The 17257-nt window shown below is 39.0% G+C and carries 14 protein-coding genes and 1 tRNA gene; 7 read left to right on the forward strand and 8 right to left on the reverse strand.

Annotated features, from left to right (window positions below; all coding sequences use genetic code 11):
• The first annotated feature begins 115 nt into the window (after positions 1–115).
• The 3 genes from F5613_RS04440 (at position 116) to glmS (ending at position 3430) form a co-directional block, all read left to right on the forward strand.
• Entirely contained in the window at positions 116–688 is a 573-nt protein-coding gene (locus tag F5613_RS04440; protein ID WP_179398957.1) for an RNA polymerase sigma-70 factor, read from the forward strand.
• A gap of 12 nt (positions 689–700) precedes the next feature.
• Complete coding sequence (locus F5613_RS04445) at positions 701–1507, forward strand: cation transporter (RefSeq protein ID WP_179398820.1); 807 nt, start codon at positions 701–703, stop codon at positions 1505–1507.
• A 78-nt stretch (positions 1508–1585) separates the two neighbouring features.
• On the forward strand, positions 1586–3430 hold the full coding sequence (gene glmS, locus F5613_RS04450; protein ID WP_179398821.1) for a glutamine--fructose-6-phosphate transaminase (isomerizing): 1845 nt from the start codon (positions 1586–1588) through the stop codon (positions 3428–3430).
• 65 nt (positions 3431–3495) lie between these two features.
• Here the strand turns inward: glmS and F5613_RS04455 are convergent, their stop codons facing one another.
• The gene (locus F5613_RS04455; protein WP_455639257.1) at positions 3496–3900 is read right to left on the reverse strand and encodes a golvesin C-terminal-like domain-containing protein; all 405 of its coding nucleotides are present in this window, start codon (positions 3898–3900) and stop codon (positions 3496–3498) included.
• Between the two features lie 103 nt (positions 3901–4003).
• Between F5613_RS04455 and F5613_RS04460 the strand changes: the two genes are divergently transcribed.
• The 3 genes from F5613_RS04460 (at position 4004) to F5613_RS04470 (ending at position 7733) form a co-directional block, all read left to right on the forward strand.
• On the forward strand, positions 4004–4936 hold the full coding sequence (locus F5613_RS04460) for a DUF5106 domain-containing protein (RefSeq protein ID WP_179398823.1): 933 nt from the start codon (positions 4004–4006) through the stop codon (positions 4934–4936).
• A 230-nt stretch (positions 4937–5166) separates the two neighbouring features.
• Positions 5167–6987 (forward strand): tetratricopeptide repeat-containing sensor histidine kinase, encoded by a 1821-nt coding sequence (locus tag F5613_RS04465; RefSeq protein ID WP_179398824.1) that lies wholly within the window; start codon positions 5167–5169, stop codon positions 6985–6987.
• 2 nt (positions 6988–6989) lie between these two features.
• Complete coding sequence (locus F5613_RS04470) at positions 6990–7733, forward strand: LytR/AlgR family response regulator transcription factor (protein WP_179398825.1); 744 nt, start codon at positions 6990–6992, stop codon at positions 7731–7733.
• A gap of 237 nt (positions 7734–7970) precedes the next feature.
• Here F5613_RS04470 and F5613_RS04475 read toward each other — a convergent pair whose 3' ends face one another.
• The 5 genes from F5613_RS04475 to F5613_RS04495 form a co-directional block, all read right to left on the reverse strand.
• Positions 7971–8741 (reverse strand): EFR1 family ferrodoxin, encoded by a 771-nt coding sequence (locus F5613_RS04475; RefSeq protein ID WP_179398826.1) that lies wholly within the window; start codon positions 8739–8741, stop codon positions 7971–7973.
• Positions 8742–8787: 46 nt separating this feature from the next.
• Positions 8788–9957 carry an IS4 family transposase gene (locus F5613_RS04480; RefSeq protein WP_179398827.1) on the reverse strand — a complete coding sequence of 390 codons (1170 nt, stop codon included), beginning with the start codon at positions 9955–9957 and terminating at the stop codon, positions 8788–8790.
• A gap of 225 nt (positions 9958–10182) precedes the next feature.
• Positions 10183–10267, reverse strand: a tRNA-Ser gene (locus F5613_RS04485).
• Positions 10268–10359: 92 nt separating this feature from the next.
• A complete protein-coding gene (locus tag F5613_RS04490) occupies positions 10360–13080 on the reverse strand; it encodes an alpha/beta hydrolase family protein (RefSeq protein ID WP_179398828.1) in 2721 nt (906 codons plus the stop codon).
• A gap of 30 nt (positions 13081–13110) precedes the next feature.
• On the reverse strand, positions 13111–13626 hold the full coding sequence (locus F5613_RS04495) for a flavin reductase family protein (RefSeq protein WP_179398829.1): 516 nt from the start codon (positions 13624–13626) through the stop codon (positions 13111–13113).
• Positions 13627–13882: 256 nt separating this feature from the next.
• Here F5613_RS04495 and F5613_RS04500 point away from each other — a divergent pair, with 256 nt between their 5' ends.
• Positions 13883–14455, forward strand: a complete 573-nt coding sequence (locus tag F5613_RS04500) for an RNA polymerase sigma factor (RefSeq protein ID WP_179398830.1) — start codon at positions 13883–13885, stop codon at positions 14453–14455.
• 4 nt (positions 14456–14459) lie between these two features.
• On the opposite strand, the gene F5613_RS04505 is transcribed toward F5613_RS04500, so the two are convergent.
• Positions 14460–15719 carry an alpha amylase family protein gene (locus tag F5613_RS04505; protein WP_179398831.1) on the reverse strand — a complete coding sequence of 420 codons (1260 nt, stop codon included), beginning with the start codon at positions 15717–15719 and terminating at the stop codon, positions 14460–14462.
• 68 nt (positions 15720–15787) lie between these two features.
• Positions 15788–17239, reverse strand: coding sequence for a DUF5018 domain-containing protein (locus F5613_RS04510; RefSeq protein WP_179398832.1), 1452 nt, complete (start codon positions 17237–17239; stop codon positions 15788–15790).
• Between the last annotated feature and the right edge of the window lie 18 nt (positions 17240–17257).

The raw sequence follows: 17257 nt of genomic DNA on the forward strand, positions 1-17257 counted from the left end.
TTCTTTCGTTTATATAAGTAAGACTAACCAGAATTCAAATGTCCTAAATCAAAATCCTTTTTTTTTGAATTTATTTCTTAAAAAGTATTATGTTTGCAAAAAAGAAGAAGATTTAATGGCCGCCTATACTTCACGAAATACGGATGAAGAACTCTATCAACTAATACAAAAAGGTGTTGAGAAAGCCTTTGACACTTTTTTTCTGCGACATTATCCGGCATTATGTAGCTATGCCAATCAATTTGTTGAGAGGGAAGATGCAGAAGAGATTGCTCAGGAAATTATGATTTGGTTCTGGGAAAACCGGACTATGCCTGTGTGGGAAACTTCCCTGATAAGCTACTTATTCAAAGCCGTAAAAAACAGATGTATAACTTTAATAAATAGGAATGATCTCAAACAACGTATTCTTCAGACTTTGTACGAAGGAGATGATCATCTCTTTGATGATCCCGACTTCTATGTAGTTGAGGAACTCTCTCAGAAAATTCAATCAGCATTAGAGGCTTTACCTTCAAATTATCGGGAGGCATTCGAAATGAACCGCTTTCAAAAGCTTACATATAAAGAAATTGCTTCGCAACTTAATGTTTCATCCAAAACTGTGGATTATAGAATCCAGCAAGCATTGAAACAATTACGTATTGATCTGAAAGACTATTTACCGCTAATCCTTTTTTTATACTGAAAATAATATCAAATGATAAAGAGCATATTCAAAATAGAAAAAATGGATTGCCCCAGTGAAGAAAGTTTAATCCGTTTAAAACTACAAAACTTTAGAGAAATCTCTCTAAAATTTGATTTAGAAAATCGCATCTTAATTGTGCTTCATAAAGAAGACGTCAAGTTAATTGACTCTAGTATTAGTTCCCTTAATTTGAATTCAAAGCTTTTGTCTTCAACTGTAGTTTCCGACTCAGTACCATCAAATAACAATCATATTGAAAAGAAAATATTATGGATAGTTCTACTAATTAATTTCCTTTTTTTTCTGATAGAATCTTTATCTGGAATTTTATCCAGGTCCATGGGACTTGTAGCAGACAGTCTGGATATGTTAGCTGATGCATTAGTCTATGGTATGAGTTTGCTTGCTGTTGGGACATCGGTTCGAAAAAAGAAACAGGTAGCCAGAATTAGCGGTTATTTACAAATTGGACTAGCTGTTTGGGGATTTACGGAGGTAATAAAACGATTTATTGGGATGGAAACAATCCCGGATTATCTGGTAATGATCGGGATTTCGATTTCAGCTTTGATGGCAAATGTTTTATCTTTATATTTTTTGCAAAAAGCAGAAAGTAAAGATGCCCATATTCAAGCAAGTATAATTTTCTCATCCAATGATATAATAATAAATGCCGGCGTTATTCTGGCTGGAGCTTTAGTGTATTTTCTTAAAAGTGGCATACCGGATCTGGTTGTTGGTTCTATTGTATTTCTCATAGTCATGAGAGGAGCATTGAGAATATTAAAACTTAGCAAAAACGATCAAATTGCTTAATATTTAATCTCAATTAAATCTTTATGTAATATATATATCTATATTTGTACCCAATTAATGTAAAACAATATAGATACTATGTGTGGAATTGTGGGCTACGTTGGAATGCGTGAAGCATATCCTATTCTTATTAAAGGATTAAAGCGACTAGAATACCGGGGATATGACAGTGCCGGAGTTGCGATAATCAACAATAATCAAAATTTAAATGTATATAAAGCGAAAGGAAAGGTGTCTGAACTTGAAGCCTATATTTCAGATAAAGATGTATCTGGAACCATTGGTATAGCGCATACACGTTGGGCAACTCATGGCGAACCTTGTAAAGCGAACGCACACCCTCATTATTCCTCATCCGAAAATATCGCTTTAATTCATAACGGTATAATAGAAAACTATGCTGTTCTGAAAAATCGATTGCAAGAAAAAGGCTACACTTTTAAAAGCAGTACCGATACTGAAGTATTAGTTCAACTGATTGAGTACATAAAGGTGTCTAAAGACCTTGATCTGCTTACAGCAGTTCAATTAGCCCTTCGCGAAGTTATCGGAGCATATGCCATTGCTGTATTAGATAAGGACCGGCCTTCCGAAATCATTGCGGCACGAAAAAGCAGTCCGCTTGTTGTCGGAATTGGAGATAACGAGTTTTTTCTAGCCTCTGATGCGACTCCCATTGTAGAATATACCGACAAAGTGGTTTATCTCGAAGATGAAGAAATTGCGTTAATCAGATATGGAGAGGATTTGAAAGTAGTTAATATTCAAAATGTTTCTGTTACACCCGAGATTCAAACCGTTGCCCTTAATATCGGTCAGCTTGAAAAGGGAGGATATCCCCACTTTATGCTGAAGGAAATTTTTGAGCAACCCAACTGTATCAGAGATTGTATGCGAGGTAGAATTAATGTGGAAGGCACAAATGTTGTTCTATCCGCCATCATTGATCATAAGGAAAAACTGCTAAAAGCAAAAAGATTCATCATTGTGGCATGTGGTACTTCCTGGCATGCAGGACTTATTGGCAAACACCTTATAGAAAGTTACTGCAGAATTCCTGTTGAAGTAGAATATGCATCCGAATTTCGATACAGAGATCCGGTAATTGATGAAAACGATGTTGTGATTGCCATATCTCAATCGGGAGAAACGGCCGACACTTTAGCCGCTATTGATCTCGCCCGCAGATGCGGAGCTTTTATTTATGGGATCTGCAATTCTGTTGGATCTTCAATTCCCCGCTCTACCCACACCGGGTCATACATACATGTAGGTCCGGAAATAGGAGTTGCTTCAACAAAAGCATTTACGGGGCAAGTAACTGTGCTTGCCATGTTAGCTCTGACTCTTGCAAAAAACAAACAAACGATAAGCAACAATGAGTTCTTAAAGATTGTGGGAGAACTAATGTCTATCCCCGATAAAATGGAAAAAGCAATACAAACTAACAATCAAATTGCGAGTATTGCTAAAGTCTTTACCTATGCCCATAATTTTATTTACTTAGGGAGGGGCTATAGTTACCCTGTAGCATTGGAAGGGGCATTAAAGCTTAAAGAGATATCTTATATCCATGCAGAAGGTTATCCGGCTGCTGAAATGAAGCATGGTCCGATTGCACTTATCGATGAAGAAATGCCAGTAGTAGTCATTGCAACACACAATGGCATGTATGACAAAATATTGAGTAACATTCAGGAAATTAAGGCTCGTAAAGGGCGTGTAATAGCCTTTGTGTCGGAAGGTGATGAAGTAATCTCTAAACTTGCGGATATTTGTATTGAATTACCTCAAACAACCGAATGCCTTGATCCGCTAATCACAACCATTCCTCTGCAACTGCTGGCATATCACATAGCTGTTTGTAAAGGAAAAGATGTAGATCAACCACGTAATCTGGCCAAGTCTGTTACGGTTGAATAACTAACAAAGGGCCTGATTGTTGATCAGGCCCTTATTATTTTAACATTAAGCTATTTACATAAAACTTATTTATTTGCAATTGCCGTTGCACCTACCGGCCGTAGGATAACAGCATCGGCAATAAGTCCTCCGTTAGTCATTGTTCCGTCAACCATGATCTCGGCACCATCCCCATTATTGAATGAATAGGTACCCAAGCTAACCCATGAGCTGTGGTTTTTTACAGGATCAATTACGATTTTTGTTTTTCCTTTAGCATGCTTAACTTGTACAACCATTTCTTTTGAAACGTTATCTCCTAAAGGAATACAGTAGAAAAACACTTCATATTCACCTGTCTTTTTAATAATGGGCAAGAAAGTAAACGTGGTATTCTTAGCTGCATTCGGTGCATACATATAGCTGGTTTTTAGGGTCTTCCGTTTAATTCTAAAGTATATCCATGATATTAACCAAATCCAAGAATGCAGTGAACACTTTTAGCAGCCCTGGCGAATTATTTCGGCCAGGGCTTTTTTTATTCAATTATTTCATTACTTTTGAAAATACATTTCCAATAAACACTATTACGAAATGAAAAAGACATTTATATTTATAATTTTGATGGGGTTAGGCATTAGCAATACTTCCTGTGGCCAGGCGGGAAAGACTGCTCCTGTTGCAGAAAGCGTTGTGAAGGAATTTAAGTATCCGGCTGTGCCTGTTACACTTACTTCTCCTGAAGATAGAGCTGACTATCTTGCAGAACATTATTGGACGCATTTCAACTTTACAGACACAACCTATATCCATATGCCTGAAATCACAGAACAGGCCTATGTAAATTATATTGATGTTCTCAAACTTATAGATAGAGATAAAGCAACAGGCTACATGGCTCAAACGATGCATAGGGCGGAAGCCAACAAACTGATCTTCGGTTATTTCGAAGACTTAGCCGAAAAGTATTTATACGATCCAAACTCGCCCTTCCAAAACGATCAACTTTATATTCCGGTACTTGAAACTCTTATTAAGTCGGATTACTCATCAGAATCAGACAAGATACGATACAATGCTTTGCTTATCCTGGCGAAGAAGAATCTCCCGGGGTCGATTGCTCTCAACTTCTCTTTTATCCTTAATAACAACACGAAAAAAGAACTGAATGATATTCAGTCGCCCTACATTTTACTGTTTTTAAACGATATCGATTGTGAAAATTGCCTGCAAACCACAACTGATCTATCCAATTCTGATGTAATAAATTCATATATAAAAAATAAAAGCCTTACAGTGCTGTCTGTTTATACCGGTGTTGACGAAGAAGGTTGGAAACATAAAGTTGAAAAGATGCCGGCTAACTGGATAAACGGATTCGATTCAAATCAGGAAATAGCCAACGAAGAGCTATACGACCTAAAAGCCATGCCCACCCTTTATCTGCTTGATAAGGGGAAAAAGGTACTGCTTAAGGATGCTGATCTGGATGAGATCCTGTTATTCCTTCAAAACACCAAAAATTAGGTTTTTTATTGAAACACCACAAACAGGACCTTCTTTTCAAAAACAGGCCTATAAGTCCGCAATTAACAAGTAAAAAGCGATACTTTTGCATCTATTAGATAGATCATAAGGTATCCTACACTAGCAGTTAAATGAATAAACGTATTACTCTATACATCTTATTATTCGTTTTATTGAATACATTTATTCAACAAAACCTTTTTGCGAGCACAAATCATTCGCAAAATTCAATGTTGCATATCCCCACAGAAACTAAACGATGGTTCGATCTTGCTGTAGAATACGAGAAAAATGGCAAAATAGAAGAAAGTATACAAACATACAAACAGGCCCTGAATCATGCAGAATACGAAAACAACCTGCAACTGAAAGCAGAGATCTTAAATAATCTGGCAATACTTTTAAGCGGTTCCGGCTTGCGGCAGGAAGGTATTGAATTATCATATAAAGCCTACGAAGCCTATTTAATGTTGGCTGATTCAGCCAGAGCAGCTAATGTCAAAATCAATATCGGAACCGATTATATTGACGAAGGAAAGTTTGAAGAGGCCTTAAAAGTAATGCTCGAAGGGCTCGAGCTACGAATTCAATGCGGTGATTCAACTAACCTTGCAGCCTACTACCTGAATATCGGTGATGTTTATAAACAATTGAATATTGATAAAAAATGGAAGCTATTTCTTGAAAAAGCGCGAACATTGGCAGCCACCCCCAATTATGCTACATTCGACACCAAAATCTGCATCCTTAATGAACTGGGTTCGATGTACGATGACAATAAAGCATACGATCAGGCTATCAGTGCCTATCAGGAAATGTATAACCTAAGCAAAAAAGAAGGATTCATTAATGGAATGGCAACGGCTCTAAACAATCTTGCTTCCGTATACCTAGAAACAAGGCAAAATAAGAAAGCATTATTAGCAACGCAGGAATCATTAACGCTTAATAAGAAAGACAATAACTATTACGGACTCGTTTTTTCCAATAACCTCATGGGAGATGTTTACCTGGCTTTAGGCAACACTTTTGAAGCTAAACAGTACTACAAAGAGGGTATTAATCTGGCTAACAAATACAATTTTAAGACAGAGTTTGTAAATTCGTACGAAGGGTTATACAAAACATACCGAAAAGAAGGTAATTGGAAGGAGGCTCTTTATTACCACGAACAAACTCATCGTCTGACCGACTCGCTTCAAAATAACGAGCTTCAGGAGAAAGTGCTCGAAATTGAAGCAAAATACCAGGCAGAGAAAAAAGAGAGACAAATTGAATTACTTCACAATGAAAATGAATTAAAAAATGCCCGTATTAAATTACAAAACGTATATATATGGGGGGTGAGTTTTTTATTCATATTGGTTTCTGCAGGATCCGTATGGATAGTCAGACAAAAACGAATCAAGCAAAGAGCAAAGCAGGTCGAGCTTGAACAAAAACTACTCCGTTCACAAATGAACCCGCATTTTTTGTTTAACTCGCTGGGAGCCATACAAAGTTATATGCTTAAAAACGATGGACGAAAAGCCGCATTCTATTTAAGTAATCTGTCTTCGTTGATGCGCTCCATTCTAAAAAACTCCAGAGAAGAAGTTATCTCCTTGCAAGAAGAAAAAGAAACCCTTGAAAAATACCTGGTAATACACAAACTAAGGTTAGGTGAACGCTTGAATTACGTAGTCAGTGTATCAGACGAACTCGATCAGGAAGAGGTTTACCTCCCTCCCATGATGATTCAACCCTTTGTTGAAAACGCAATCATTCATGGCATCGAGCCAATGGATAAAGAGGGAATTATACAAGTACGGTTTTACAAAGACGGTAACCACCTTGTCATACAAGTAGATGATAATGGGGTTGGAATACAGGATAGCTCAAAAAATAAAAACGCAACCCATGTATCTTATGCCTTGCAGATATTTAAAGAAAGAGTAGCCAATCTGAGAAAAAGATATGACACCGAAATCCTCTATTCTATTTTAGCCAAAGACCCGTCCGTTGAATCCGGGACTTTGGTGACAGTAAAAATCCCCTTAAAATCATTTTAATCATGATAAAAACTATTATTGTAGACGATGAAATCACTTCAAGAGAAACAATCAAATATCTGATTGCCGAATACTTTTCTCATATAGAAATATCGGCTGAAGCAGAGAGCGTGGATGAAGCCGTAAACGTCATTACCAGGTATAAACCGGATTTGGTATTTATGGATATTGAGATTAAAGGAGGAACCGGCATCCAGGTTCTGAAACAATTAAACAACCACGACTTTAAACTGATATTCATTACGGCATTTAACGATTTTGCCATTAAAGCCATAAAATTCAGTGCGATAGACTATATCTTAAAGCCAATTAATGAATTTGAATTTCAGTCGGGAGTCGAACGTGCCATTGCAGCAATTAATAAACAGAATAATAGGGCATCAACCGACTCTCTCGTTGTAAATATAGAATCACTAAAAGATAAAAAACTTGCATTACGTACATCGCAGGAAATTCATCTTGTCAACTTTAATGACATAGTACATTGTGAATCCGACAATGCCTATACTACTTTTTACCTTAACACCGGCGAAAAGATAATGGTGTCTAAGGGCATCGGCGAATATGCCGAGCTACTATCCGAATATGGATTTATCAGGCCTCATCAATCTCATTTAGTTAATATAGAATACATTAAGAAATTAGATAAAAGCGAAGGGGGATATATTGTATTAAAAGATAAGACTCAGATACCTATATCCGGCCGACGAAGACAACAACTGATAGATATCCTGAACAGGATGTAATAAATTCAAAGGCAAAACAAGCGAATATATCTTTACTGCTGTCGGATTCAAATTACACCCCTGAAAATGAAAAATAAATATGTTTCTTTGTTACAGGTAACAACAACACATAGGGTTGCTACCTGTCACTAACCCTTTTCGTTTAATATATTCTAAACCACCGTTAAATTGGAATATTATAATGTTGTTCCAAAATAACACCCCTAAAAAGCTCTGCCAAATGCAGAGCTTTTTTAGTTAATGATGCTGATTAAAATACTGATGTTTGTTTCGGGTTGCCTTTCCATATTGTACTGCCTGTTGGGGACAAACATGATAACAAGCCAGACAAGAAGTACAGAATTCGCCCCAAACAGGTTTATCAACTACTCTTATATTATGAACCGGACAAGCCTTTTCGCACAATCCACAGGATATACAGCTATCCGTTGCAAAAAAAGGCTTGGCGGTAACCTGGTATTTATTAAATAGTGGATTAATAATCCGGCTCTTAAAGCAAGGCCAACTACCTTTCCTATATTCAAATACATCCGATTCTCTGGCAGTAAGAAGTGCATTGATATGGCCTACAGCCGGCACCGCTTCCGAAAGTTTTTTTTCTTCAAGCTCTTTCGGATCAGTATCAAACCCGGGCAGACACACATAATTATTGGGCATTATAACCGAAAAACCTGCATTAAAGCTCCAACCTCTTTTACCGGCCGCCTTTTTAATAATATCGACGGTAAGTCCCACCTCATCACCACAAGTGCAAACAAAAAACATATATGGATTCCGGAAGTTTTCGAAACGGATCTTATCAATAAAATCCATCACAATCGCAGGCGGAGCCCACGAATATACCGGAAACACAAAACCAATCATTTCATTGTCGGTCAGCCTATATTGAAAAGCAGCATCCGGATTGGTCATTTCATCTGCAATTGAAATCAACCTCTCATGCTGAACTACAGAAATTTCGCGAGCTATCCATTTCGAATTACCTGTGCCAGAGAAATAAAATATCATATTCTGTTTTTTATTAAATAAAGATATCACTAGTGTCCGGTTAAAACTACCAGATATTCAACTGGTTAGAACTATTCGGACTGGTTAAATTGTAATTTGTATTTATAAATAGCTCATTTATAGGCATTTTCTCAAACAAAGTCAAGCTGAAAATCTGCAATAAAGTGTAGAGCGGCGGCTCTAATTTCATTTTCTTTTTGACTATTGAGACAAGCAGATACATACAGATTGCTATCCATATTTGGGTGTACACTGCGTTTCTGCTGGTGCCATAAAAAGCTTTTATCCGAAGATGCTGTTTTATCCATTTGAAAAACAGTTCAATCTTCCATCGTTCTTTGTATAACTGAGCAATTGTAAAGGCTGGTAACTCTAAGTTATTCGTCAAGAAAACATAAATCTTGCCGGTTTCGGCATCTTGATATTTTATCCTCCTCAAATAGTCTGGATAATCTTTCTTGATGTAAAAGCCTGTCAGTTTTATAGATTGATCGTATTTGAGTCCGGTGGTCTTGTCCACCTTTCGACTATACACTCTTCTGGCAGCCATGTTATCCTTGGCCCTAGTCACGAAGAACGCGCGTTGTTCGTGGATGATAGTGTAGAACCGAAAGAAATCGACATAACCTTTGTCCATTACATAAATGGCACCAGGCTCGACTACGATATGTTCCATTACATTGACGTCGTGGCATAAACCATCCGTCAAATGTACAAATGTGGGTATGGAGCCCCGCAAGTCCAGCAACGTGTGCATTTTAACAGCACCTTTGTTTTTGCGAAACTTCGCCCATGGAAAAAGACTTAAGCACAAGTCGATGGTGCTGCTGTCCAAGGCGTACACCATGTTTTTGACATCAAGCTTGAACTCGTTATCCTTTTCATAAAGGTGTCGAGCCTCCTTGATCAGAACTTGTGCGTAGTCTGCATAAATTCGCCAATCCCGACTTTCGTTGGCCTCTGCCAATGTGGATTTAGGAACCGGCTGCTTTATGCCTGAATGATATAATTTATTGGAAAACGCTGTCAAGCAAGATTCGATGTCACGTAAACTTTCCCTATAGGTAAGTTGAGCAAAACCCATCACATAAAAGTGTTCCTTACAGGTAAAGTTCCTTACGCGATGGTTACCCTTGTACTTTTCAACACACTTGTTGAATTCATAAGTCGGTAAAAATGACATCAGTTGCGCGAAAACGGTTTTCCCTATATTCATGATTTACGGTATTTTTCGTAAATCTAGGGAATTTCCAATATTTTCAAATCGAAAAATTAAAGAACGTATTTGAAAGCCTTTATCAATGCGGGTTTCAGGAGTTTGTTAAAGTCCTTAACCGGACACTAGTGTAAAGATATATAACTCAATCCCGATTAATATATAAAAAAATCGGGTGAACCAATCCTGATTCACCCGGTTTATCTTTGTTTACATAAATCCTTGCGGAGAAAGAGGGATTCGAACCCTCGAAACCTATTGGTTTAACGGTGTTCGAGACCGCCGCATTCGACCACTCTGCCATCTCTCCAGAGACATACGTGGAACTAATCACGTTTTATAGCTGCAAAGCTATAATATTCCCCAAACATCTCAAACAATTTTGCAAACATTTTTTTATTGTCAGTATCCCAATTCAAAATCTCGTTCCACTGCAGGAACACCCTCTTTCATCCAATCGGGCATGGGCTGGTTACGCAAATAATGATCGAAGAACTGGAACATACGTTTCTGGAAATCAATCCGGTTTGCCATACGCATGGGCCAATGTACCTCGCCGGTATAATTAAGCAGCCAAGCTGGTTTCTGCAAACGCTTCAGCGCCACAAAGTACTCAATCCCTTGATACCAGGGCACATGACCGTCGTTATCATTATGCATAATCAGAATGGGAGTCTGCACCTTATCCATCGTAAACAATGGAGAGTTCTCCATATAGTTAAGCGGTTTCTGCCAGGGTGTCCCCCCTATTCTACTTTGTCCATGTTCGTATTGGAATGAACGGTTCAAACCTGTACCCCATCGAATACCACCATAGGCACTGAACATATTCACCACCGGAGCACCCGACTCGATAGCTGCAAACAAATTGGTACGGGTTGCCAGATAAGCCACCTGATAACCACCCCAGCTATGTCCTTGTGCACCGATTGCCTTCTCGTCTACATACCCCTGGGCAATCAAGGCAGAAATACCCGGCATTATACTATTATAACAACTTTCTCCCGGGTATCCATCTTTATACCGTACATCCGGATTAAAAACAAGGTAACCGTTACTGGTATAATAATGGTAATCTATGGTAGAGCGATGAGGCTCCGGCATGCGATAGCCATACAACGTCTCGGCATTCCGTTCGTAAAAGTTAACAATCATCGGATATTTTTTGGCAGGATCAAAATCAGCCGGTTTATAAACGACCCCTTCAAGCGGACGGCCATCCAACGAAATCCAATGAACCAGTTCGGCCGTACCCCAGTTGAAACCCTCTTGTTGGGCCACTCCGTTAGTCAGTTTTATGCCCTTGGCAAAATCAAGATCCGACAAATGTAGGTCCGGATACTGCTGGAAAGTCTCCACAGTATAAAGAACGGCATCCGACTTTTTAGCTTTTAACGGCGACTTCAACATATAATTCCCTGCCATCAACATGGAAGGCACAGCGGCTTTCGAAAACTGCGCACGGTAATATCCGTACCCTTTGCTCTTCTCATTGAATCCGATGAGAATCTGTCGCTTATTTAACGAAATATCCCTCTCCTCTTTGTCCAGTTTCACTAACCTGTAAGTAATCATCTCCTTACGGCCGTTCACAGTAAGATTAACCGGCTCTTTCGTTGCTCTGGGATCAAACTGCCAGATATCATACCTGTCATAAATCAGCACCTGCTTATCATCGGTTGTCCATCCCGCCACACCATGTGCTGCCGGATAATCGGGAACATCGTTATCTTCATCCCAGGCAGTAAAATTTTCAGGAGTAGTAAGTTTGTATTCCTTACGGGCAGCCATATCATAGGTATACCACGAACTATCAGGAGCATTATACCAATAGGCAAAAGTGCCCTTTGGAGAAAGTTGCATGGTAGCATTCACTGCTGATTTAATCACATCACGTACACCGGTTTCCAGATTAACCCGATACATATCCACCCGGCTATCACCTGTCCACATCCGTTCTGTATCATACGCTTTGGTTGAATAAAGCAAAGCCCATGAGGCATTTCCCTCATCGGCCAACTTCAAATCCGGAATATCTGCAGTAGCTAATTGGAACACCTGTTTCGAAGCAAAGTTATACACTGCCGTATAGGTTTTCTTCAAGTCCTTTGCCCTATCATAATCCTGTTGCGTATACTGCGTGTCTTCATCCCAATTCCAGATATGCACATTCGGTCGGTTCTCGGCAAGCACAGTCGTATCTTTCTGCTTCGGTTCGGGCGAAGTTCCGAAAAACAGTCGCGAAGAATTCCGTGAGAACTGAAGCGATTCATTTTCACTCAACACCCATCCTGCCGGAAAAGCATTATTTTTCTTATCGGCAATCAAACGAGCCTTCTCCATTTTTTCGGAAACATACAGGGAATACCCCTTGAACGTTGAATCTTTATGAGCACAATACAAGAAAGCCAGCTTAGAGCCATTCTCATCGAAAGCCATTTTTTTAAGCACCCCTTTTCCTTCAAAAAGCAACGACTTTCCTTTCTCAGGAACAAACGTATGCAGACTTACCAGCGCTTCTTTATCATTTTTGTCCGATTCCGATTTAACGAAATACAAAACATTACTCTTCTTTGCAAAACCAAAATCTGTCACCGCCGGAAGTGAATCCATTTTTGATCCGTCCAGCGACCTCACATACAAGGCAGAATCGGCCTTACTACCTCTCTGGTAAGCAATCCAATCGGCAGACTCCGACAATTTGAAGGTTCTCACAGAATCGATCACCTCCTTTTTATCCGAAACCAGGTGGTAAATCACCAACTTGTTCATCGGCATCTTATCCTCTTTAGTCTTTTTCAACTTCAGCGAATCCACCACAGCAACAGATGGCTTCAGGGTAACCAACATAAAGTTTGACGAAGCCGAAAAAGAGGCTCCTTCGGCCGAGGCAAACGAAGCTTTTTCAGCCCCAAGGTCATTATAGAGAGTCACGGACGCATCACCACGCCAAGGCTCCATCTGGCAAGCCACCCATTTACCATTATCCGATATAGTCTGCGCCGTTATACGCTTCCAACCAATCACATCTTCCCACGCCAAAGGCTTAGTCGGGACCTGTGCCTGCGAAAACAGCGCTGTACCAAGACATAAACCAAGCAAAACTGTTTTAAAATATTTCATCTGTATAAATTTTATAATCAATGAAGCTACCTATTCTTTTATCATTACTTTGCAAACCTCAGCAATGTACAAATGATGGAAATCACCCTCCGGATACCATTGGGAAATGATCTCTTTATCCAGAAAAGATTCCGCCACCATGGGCTGAACAAAAAGTTTCTTTACAAAGAAGACAGATTCAGCTTCAGCAAAATAAGGAACACCTTCTTCATCCTTACAGATTGTAAGTCCCGCTTTCGCTATTTTATCTTCGTCTCTGCCCGACACCTTACCCAGGTAAGTCAGCGCCTTCTTTTTGTAATCTTCGGCAAAAAAGGTTAGTGTAAATGTAGTAGCCTCATCTACAAATTCTTTTGTAAATCGTTGGGGACGAATTACAACATACGCCACCTCCTTGTTCCACATAATACCCAACCCGCCCCAATTGGCCGTCATCGTATTCACACTACCATCGGATTTTGCGGCTGTAACCAACATCCATTTGTTCTTGAGGTCGAAGGCATCCATGCTTGCCTTCTTCGTCTTAACTACCTTAAAGCTATTCATTTGCTTATTTACTTATTATTTAGCACAAAAATATAAATTTAATTGCACATTATATCATATAAACTCCACATCTCGCGAGTAATTTGCTTTTAAATTGCCTTTTATACCAACGTCAAACATCCTTATCGCGCGAGTAGAATAACAAAAATTATTACTACGAAATTAGAGAGAAATAATTTATATTAATCTGATAAAAAACGAAATAAACCAATGTTAATAGGTATCTTTGAATGTTATATCTCAACTGATACTGTACATGAAAAAAACGATCCATATAGAATTAATCCGTAAACTACGCAAAGGATCTCATGAGGCATTTAACGCATGCTACGACATCTACGCAGACAGACTTTACGGATTTATATTGGTGCATACAAAATCGCCCTCAATAGCGGAAGATATTGTGCAGGAAACTTTTCTGAAATTATGGAGTAATAAAGAAAAACTTACCGAAGAAGGAGATTTTAAATCCATGCTCTTCACAATCGCCGGTAATCTTATTATTGATGCTTTCAGAAAGCAAATAAATAAACCCGAATTCGAAGATTATATCAAATACTTCGATAATGAAATTGTTGCAGACAATTCATCAGAGGAGATTATCTATTATGATGAATTTCTTGAAAAATTAACTCTTTCAAAAAGGCTTCTCACAGAAGGGCAACGACATATTTTTGAACTTAGTAGGGAATCCGGACTTTCAAACAAAGAAATAGCATCAAAATTAGGCATCACCGAACAAACGGTAAAGAACCATTTGTCGGCAGCCCTTAAAACACTTCGAACAGAACTGTCTAAATACAATTATCTGTTTACATTTATTATTTAATTTATTAATAGCCAGACTTGTCAATAGTTCTTTTCAGCTCATCCCATAAATCGAACTGAATCACTTGAACAATATCAAAAACCATCAAACCATCAGACTGCATAAGGCAGATATATGCAGCATCTTCTATATTTTTATAATTTAAAGCATAAATACTCCCATACATCTTACAATCTCCCTTAAGTAACCTTTTACCTCTTGCTAAGCCATATTCAATTGACTCAGCATCTTCCATGCCATATACCTTTTCCAGATAAGTCCCTATAATAAATGCATCCAAATGCTCTGCGAATCCAGTCTTTTTATAGTCTGATGAGGCCCACGAAGGATATTCCACAGACGGATCATACTTCTTGCTTGCCCAATTCTGCCCCTGCGCATACAATGCACCATACCACGAAGCAGCCCAGTATTCAAGCTGAACAGCCGGTTTATGCATCTTGATCTCTTCTTTTGCCTTCTTTACGAAATCATGAATAACCTTTGACCGGAACTCGAACCACTTTTTAGCGTACTTTCCAAAATGACGCTGACCATCTTTCCAATAAAAAATATCATCGGGAAAGTTAGTCACTCTTTCTCCTATATAAGCTTCAAACAATTTGCGCGACTCATCTGAAAAATCTGAATCGATACTCAGATAACGGCAATAGTCCAGTGCGTATCCATCAAAGTCGTAATTCGCAACCAGTTCGCGGATAAATTTCAAAGCAAACTCCTGCACTTCAGGCAATGCCGGATTCAGGAACGCAGCCACTTTAGATGGGTCATCCATTTCTTTCAGTATTCCTTTAGACGTATGCTGGATAGATGTTTTGCCGGCCCATGAGGCATCACGGTAAACCATCCCCTCCTTAGTGTCCGGTCGGCCGGCAGGGAAAATAGTAGTAGAAACCGTCACCTTCAGGTCCCGCTTCTTCGCTTCGTCAATAAAGAACTGCAAATAATCCCACGAAAGCGTACGAGAAAAGCCACTCATCTTAGTCAGCTCCGTCATAAAAGAGGTCTTTTTATATAATACATCCCCATATACAGGACGTACATCCACCACAATATGATTAAAACCTGTCATTTTGGTTTTATCCAGGTAATAACGAATCGAATCCTGGTTTGAAAAACGCTCAAAATTGGCTTCCGCATCAAACCACAGATATTTGGGTTTTTCCGTTGTTTTTTCAGGAATCGGAGGTACAACTGTTTTTTCAACCTCCGCTCCATTACAGGAAATACTCAGAAACAAACAAAAGATAAATAATAATTTCATAATTCTGATAGCAGTTATTAAAAAGGGGACAGAAAAACAAATGCTCCGTCCCCATTTCTTGTTATTAATTATTTACTTGAAGAACCCACATTCGTTAATTCATACGCCATAATACCCGTATTCGTATCAAGCATATATACCAACGCAGTTTTACCATCCCTCTGAATCTGTACTGTAATATCGCCAGTACCATTTGTATTGCCATTACTTTTAATCTCCCAGTTTTCACAAAACGGGTTAAGAATACTATATCTTTCCGCATTTTCACTTTTATTAGAAGAAATCAATGTCGGATCATCCACACTAAATATCAACATACGGAGATCTCCCGGCCAGCTACACGAAGATGCTGCAAGATACCTCGCATGGTTAAATTCAAAATAACAGGCACCAGAAACAGCCACTTTATTAAGGAAATTAGAATTAGCTGCATTTGTAACAAATTTATGCTCACCCGCATTATCATAATAAACCAGGCCTTGCGGACTACCCAGACTTAAAGCAAAATAAGGAGTTTTACCCGTAGGCGAAGCAGCAATACCTTTTCCTCTCCACGTCCAGCTTACATTAGGAGCCTCAAACACATCCGGCATTTGCGTAGGTACACCATTAACCACCGGTATCCGTACAATTCTACTTTCCGCACCTCCATATCCATCCAAAGCTACCATTAGCTGAGCATCACCGTATGTGTCTCCGCAAATAGATAAAGAACGACCCATTCCCGTATTTTTGGTCGTTTGAATATCCGTTCCGGAAACCTGAAAAAATACTTCCGGCTCTTTGTCTAATCCAGAAGACCATCTGTAAATTTTAAAGATATCCGTTGTGTTGGCATTAATAAAGGACACGGCATGCAAGACGTCATTCTTATCAACAGCCAGTGCAAAAATATGCGACTTGTTACCAGCAGGTACAGGCACTGTTTTGTCCTTTTTCAAACCCGTACGTTTGTCATACACCAAAAAATCTTTCGTATCATTGTTTACAATAAGTTCGTCACCAACAACCACAAGCGAAGTCTGCGCATTAGTTACCCATCCCCCCAAGTCGGCTGCAGATTTAGTCCACAACTTATTATATCTGCCAAAGCCCTTTTCCAGTTCACCGTAAGGGATCTCATATATCTTAGTAACGATTACAACCTCCCGCTTCGTTACCCCGTCAGGAGCATAGACTGTAACACTTACCGGATCTGTCAAATCCTTCACGCCAGAAAGTCCCGGTACAACTTTGGCCCCTTTAAAAACAGAGCCCTGTATAACCCAATCCTGATAAGTGGGAGCCTTCTCGTCAGGGAAATAAGTCACATCAAAATAGATAGAGTCTTTATCTGCAGAGTACTTACCCTGGTAAATCTTTCCCACACCCACTCTTTGGGCGTAATCAAACTTTTGAATTTGAATTGCATTGAACAAATAATCCGTATTACTAAAGGCGACCTCGTCTTCAGCGCAGGAACTACAGAGTATTAGTAAGGCAAGTAACAAATTGTATCCAATATTTTTATTAAATTTCATAACACAGTTCGTTTAAAT

Source organism: Macellibacteroides fermentans (assembly GCF_013409575.1).
GTDB lineage: Bacteria > Bacteroidota > Bacteroidia > Bacteroidales > Tannerellaceae > Macellibacteroides > Macellibacteroides fermentans.

Bases quoted from the DNA above. Each gene is read 5' to 3' on its own strand.
- F5613_RS04505 (WP_179398831.1), bottom strand. From the start codon at position 15,719: ATGAAATTATTATTTATCTTTTGTTTGTTTCTGAGTATTTCCTGTAAT.
- F5613_RS04440 (WP_179398957.1), top strand. From the start codon at position 116: ATGGCCGCCTATACTTCACGAAATACGGATGAAGAACTCTATCAACTA.
- F5613_RS04500 (WP_179398830.1), top strand. From the start codon at position 13,883: ATGAAAAAAACGATCCATATAGAATTAATCCGTAAACTACGCAAAGGA.
- glmS (WP_179398821.1), top strand. From the start codon at position 1,586: ATGTGTGGAATTGTGGGCTACGTTGGAATGCGTGAAGCATATCCTATT.
- F5613_RS04510 (WP_179398832.1), bottom strand. From the start codon at position 17,239: ATGAAATTTAATAAAAATATTGGATACAATTTGTTACTTGCCTTACTA.
- F5613_RS04465 (WP_179398824.1), top strand. From the start codon at position 5,167: ATGTTGCATATCCCCACAGAAACTAAACGATGGTTCGATCTTGCTGTA.
- F5613_RS04490 (WP_179398828.1), bottom strand. From the start codon at position 13,080: ATGAAATATTTTAAAACAGTTTTGCTTGGTTTATGTCTTGGTACAGCG.
- F5613_RS04460 (WP_179398823.1), top strand. From the start codon at position 4,004: ATGAAAAAGACATTTATATTTATAATTTTGATGGGGTTAGGCATTAGC.
- F5613_RS04475 (WP_179398826.1), bottom strand. From the start codon at position 8,741: ATGATATTTTATTTCTCTGGCACAGGTAATTCGAAATGGATAGCTCGC.
- F5613_RS04480 (WP_179398827.1), bottom strand. From the start codon at position 9,957: ATGAATATAGGGAAAACCGTTTTCGCGCAACTGATGTCATTTTTACCG.
- F5613_RS04495 (WP_179398829.1), bottom strand. From the start codon at position 13,626: ATGAATAGCTTTAAGGTAGTTAAGACGAAGAAGGCAAGCATGGATGCC.
- F5613_RS04470 (WP_179398825.1), top strand. From the start codon at position 6,990: ATGATAAAAACTATTATTGTAGACGATGAAATCACTTCAAGAGAAACA.
- F5613_RS04445 (WP_179398820.1), top strand. From the start codon at position 701: ATGATAAAGAGCATATTCAAAATAGAAAAAATGGATTGCCCCAGTGAA.